This is a genomic window from Serratia sp. 506_PEND (assembly GCF_001076875.1).
GTDB classification, from domain to species: domain Bacteria; phylum Pseudomonadota; class Gammaproteobacteria; order Enterobacterales; family Enterobacteriaceae; genus Serratia; species Serratia marcescens.
Map to the genome: position 1 here is coordinate 1 of NZ_JVEL01000322.1, position 3,617 is coordinate 3,617.

At 51.2% G+C, this 3,617-nt stretch carries 3 protein-coding genes and 1 pseudogene; 2 read left to right on the forward strand and 2 right to left on the reverse strand.

Features of this window, described 5'->3' with window-relative positions; all coding sequences use genetic code 11:
* A pseudogene (locus ADK28_RS32715) lies at window positions 1-212 on the forward strand (plasmid stabilization protein); the annotation flags it as partial.
* A 107-nt stretch (window positions 213-319) separates the two neighbouring features.
* Here the strand turns inward: ADK28_RS32715 and ADK28_RS09060 are convergent.
* Window positions 320-952 carry a DUF2913 family protein gene (locus tag ADK28_RS09060; protein WP_048795480.1) on the reverse strand — a complete coding sequence of 211 codons (633 nt, stop codon included), beginning with the start codon at window positions 950-952 and terminating at the stop codon, window positions 320-322.
* Window positions 953-980: 28 nt separating this feature from the next.
* A complete protein-coding gene (locus ADK28_RS32130) occupies window positions 981-1,820 on the reverse strand; it encodes a protease inhibitor I42 family protein (RefSeq protein WP_082172272.1) in 840 nt (279 codons plus the stop codon).
* A gap of 419 nt (window positions 1,821-2,239) precedes the next feature.
* On the opposite strand from ADK28_RS32130, the gene ADK28_RS09070 reads away from it, so the two are divergent.
* Window positions 2,240-3,487, forward strand: a complete 1,248-nt coding sequence (locus ADK28_RS09070) for a type II toxin-antitoxin system RelB/DinJ family antitoxin (RefSeq protein ID WP_075202054.1) — start codon at window positions 2,240-2,242, stop codon at window positions 3,485-3,487.
* Window positions 3,488-3,617: the final 130 nt, after the last annotated feature.

Genomic DNA, 3,617 nt, shown 5'->3' on the forward strand with positions numbered 1-3,617 from the left:
TAGACAACCGGTTGCCATCGGTACTGGCCGCGTTACTGGCTGACAACACCAGCCCGGAAACTCTGCGCACCATGCTGGCATCCTTTCTGAATATTCAGCCGGGATCGCGTCAGCCCGTAGCGGTAGTCGCCACAAAGCCACCACCTGTGGTAACAGAGCAACCTACCAGCAGTGTTTCAGCAAAGAATCTCGCAGGTTCTTTACCTGAATAACCAATAACCGATGTTATATCATTACATTATCAAGGTAAAAAACAGGACGCTCAGCCTTCATGGCCGGGCGTCCTTTTATTATTACGTTTTTTTCTTCAGTAGCGTCGTTAAGCCTGAGTCTGCGGATACTCGCGGAAAGGTTCAGGTAACAACCGAAACACAGCATACCCCTCATCATCCTCCAGACGTTCAGCGGTCAGATGACATTGTGCCAGCAAGGCAGGAATGCCGCTAATATCGCCAGTAAGCCGCAACTCCATCGACCTGATGAGTTCGCCTTTGTCAGTGAACACCCGATGTAGCTCGTCTTTCGGGGTGTAGATCGCACAGACATCACCCGCTAATTTAACTTTGTCTTCCCATTCCATTGCCGACATCAGCCAGTCTATCCAGCCCATTGTCCGAAGCGTGTCAATCATGTACGTAAAACGAAACAGCGTACTCTGCTGCGTAAGTTCGCCTGAACTGGCGAACCAGATATACTCCACTTTGCTGTAAAGCCGCGCTGACAGCCCGTAGCGCTTTCCCTGCTCCTGCAGCCAGATGATGTCCTGTGCTAACGTTCGGGAAAACAGCTTATGCTTCTGCGCTGTCAGCAACCACTGCATGATGAACATATGCGTCTGCAAAGCAGAAAGCGCTTTCCCTTCCTGTCTGGCAAGGCCAACAGCAGCCAGAATGCACCAGGCAAGGTGAGCGAGATCTTCGGTCGGGCGTTTTTGCCAGGCGAGAGTGGTCAACCGGTCTTCCTCCGTCAGGGTGAAAAGGCTATTTCATCATGCCCAGCGGCCCTTGGTCAAAATACGCAGTATCGCCAGCAGCGGCACACATCATATGGTCAAATGGGATGCGCAACGTTCCGCCTTTCAACTCCAGCGAAACAAACGCCGGTGTAACGCAGTTGCCGGCATCAAACGCATCGCTGGCTACCCAACGTAGCTGGCTGGCAACCTGTTGCCCTGGCGCGACCACAACCGACCGCAGAACCGGCCCCGGATGCATCCCGTGGGGAATGCGTCGTTCCACGGTCAGAGGCTGCTGTTTCGCATCCTCAAACCTCAGTGCCGGCAACGGTTCCAGCGTGCAGGCAATGTGTCCTGTGTTGCGTAACACCAGCAGGGTACCGCTTTGCGACATACCGGTAAATTCCCCATCCCTGTCATCAAGATGCGCCCGAATATCGTCAGGCTGGCAGAATGTATCAGCAGCCCCACCTGTTGTCGGGATGACAGTAATCAACACGTCAGAATGCCGGTCATCGCGCTGAGGCGCCCACAGACGGGCATACTGAAGAACCAGCTTCCCCTTTCCTGGCGTGATACCTGTCAGGCTGAGTACGGTATCTCCTCCACACCCCGACATTCCCTTTGCGCAGTCACTGGAAGTGGTGTATTCCATGCTCACCAGTGCTACCTGAGGCGGAACGGAGCGGATCATCCACTGATACCCCGTAGTCGGACTGGCGGGCAGGATTATCTGAAATGATTCGCCTTGCTTCACGGATTTTTCTGCGGGAACCCCGTTATCTGGTGACATATCGGAAGCAAATGTCGTTGAACTGAGCAAAAACAGCAGGGGGAGCATTGAGGACAATGCTATTTTTTTCATAAAAAGCTCCAGTGAATAAACACCATAATAGCGGGGATATACTGACCATTTTCAAAGCCAGTGACGTTCAGCTCTTTCTCAATACGCCATCCCTGAGGCGTTTTTTTGATAAACGCAACCGACGGCGTGCACCATCTCGCCTACCTAAAACTCTTCACCAAAGTACGTGACCGGCAAAGCACCGTCGTTCCGTGCCTTACCCAACAACAGCGCATCCGGGCAAGCAATCACTGCGAATAGTTATCTGTGGCCGATCAAGACCAATAGATAAATGAACGAAATCCCTTCGTCTGTTGCGTTTGACTACGCCCCATTACTTAATCGTGGAAATAAAGAGTAAAACCGCAATTATCACAACGAGCTACGTTTTACTTAAAAATAAAACGTGCTACATTGTATTTCACCAAGAGGTTACAAATATGTCGACAAAACCCACTACGACAATACGCATCGACTTGGATGTCAAGCGACGCGCCAGTGAAGTGTTTGCCGAAATTGGCATCGGCATGTCCGCCGCAATTAATACATTTCTCAAAGCGGTGGTTCGCGAGGGCACTATGCCATTTGATATCACGTTAGAACGTCCAAAACTACACCCAAAACCCAGAAATGCCACACTCAATCATGCCTTCATCGTCAAAAAAGATGAGTTCTATACGCAGTATGAAGATGTGCAAAGGGAAATGGTGAAGCATCGGGAGCAACTAAAGGGAAAAACCATACTTTGTAACTGTGACGATCCTTTTGAGTCGGCTTTCTTCCGATTTTTTGTGCTTAATTTCGACAAGCTCGGACTGGCGGGGCTTACTTCTACCTGCTACGACGGCTCCCCAATCGCGGGACAAGAATATCCATTAGAGGGAGTGACTGGTGCCTATAAGGCAGTAGTCACAGAGGTGCCTGACGAGCCTCTGGAGAGGCCTGATGGTTCTCTGGATTTAGAGCCATTGTTTGCCATGCCAGGCAACTCTCTCGAGCATCTCGCTGGTGACGGTGATTTTCGCTCAGGTGAGTGTGAAGCTTTGCTTAAGGAAGCCGACATAATCGCCACCAATCCCCCCTTCAGTCTCTTTCGCGAGTACATTAGCCTCCTAGCGCGTCACGAAAAGGATTTTATTATCCTTGGGAATATGAATGCTACAACATACAAGGAGGTCTTCCCCCTTTTCTGTGACAATAAAGTCTGGTACGGAGAATCTATCCGCTCCGGGGATCGCAAATTTCATGTACCCGATAGCTACCCGTTAAATGCCGCGGGTTGCGGTACGGACGAGGAAGGGCGACGTTTCATCCGGGTAAAGGGCGTACGCTGGTTCACCAACCTGGACACCAGCAAACGGCATGAGCCTTTAGAATTAACTTGCCGCTATACTCCGGACGAATATCCACGTTACGAAAACTACGAAGCTATCGACGTTGGGCGCACCCAAAACATTCCGGTAGACTACGACGGGATTATGGGAGTACCGATCACGTTTCTCGACAAATACAGTCCGGATCAGTTCGAGATCATTATGCTTGCCAACGGCAATGCACGCTCCAACGTATCCCCCAAGATACTTACAGAGGTAGGCTATCGTCAGCATTCTGAAGACAGAGGAGGTGTCGGTATCATCAATGGCCGGCGCGTTTATGCACGGATCCTGATCCGCAGGAAATTTTTATGAGTTGCCGAATGCGCGTACCCTGCGCATATCAGGGCGGCAAGCAACGCGTGGCGGCTCAAATCGTCGATCATCTTCTGGAAGCAGCTCCCGAGCCGGATGCACGATTCTACGACCTATGCTGCGGATCTGG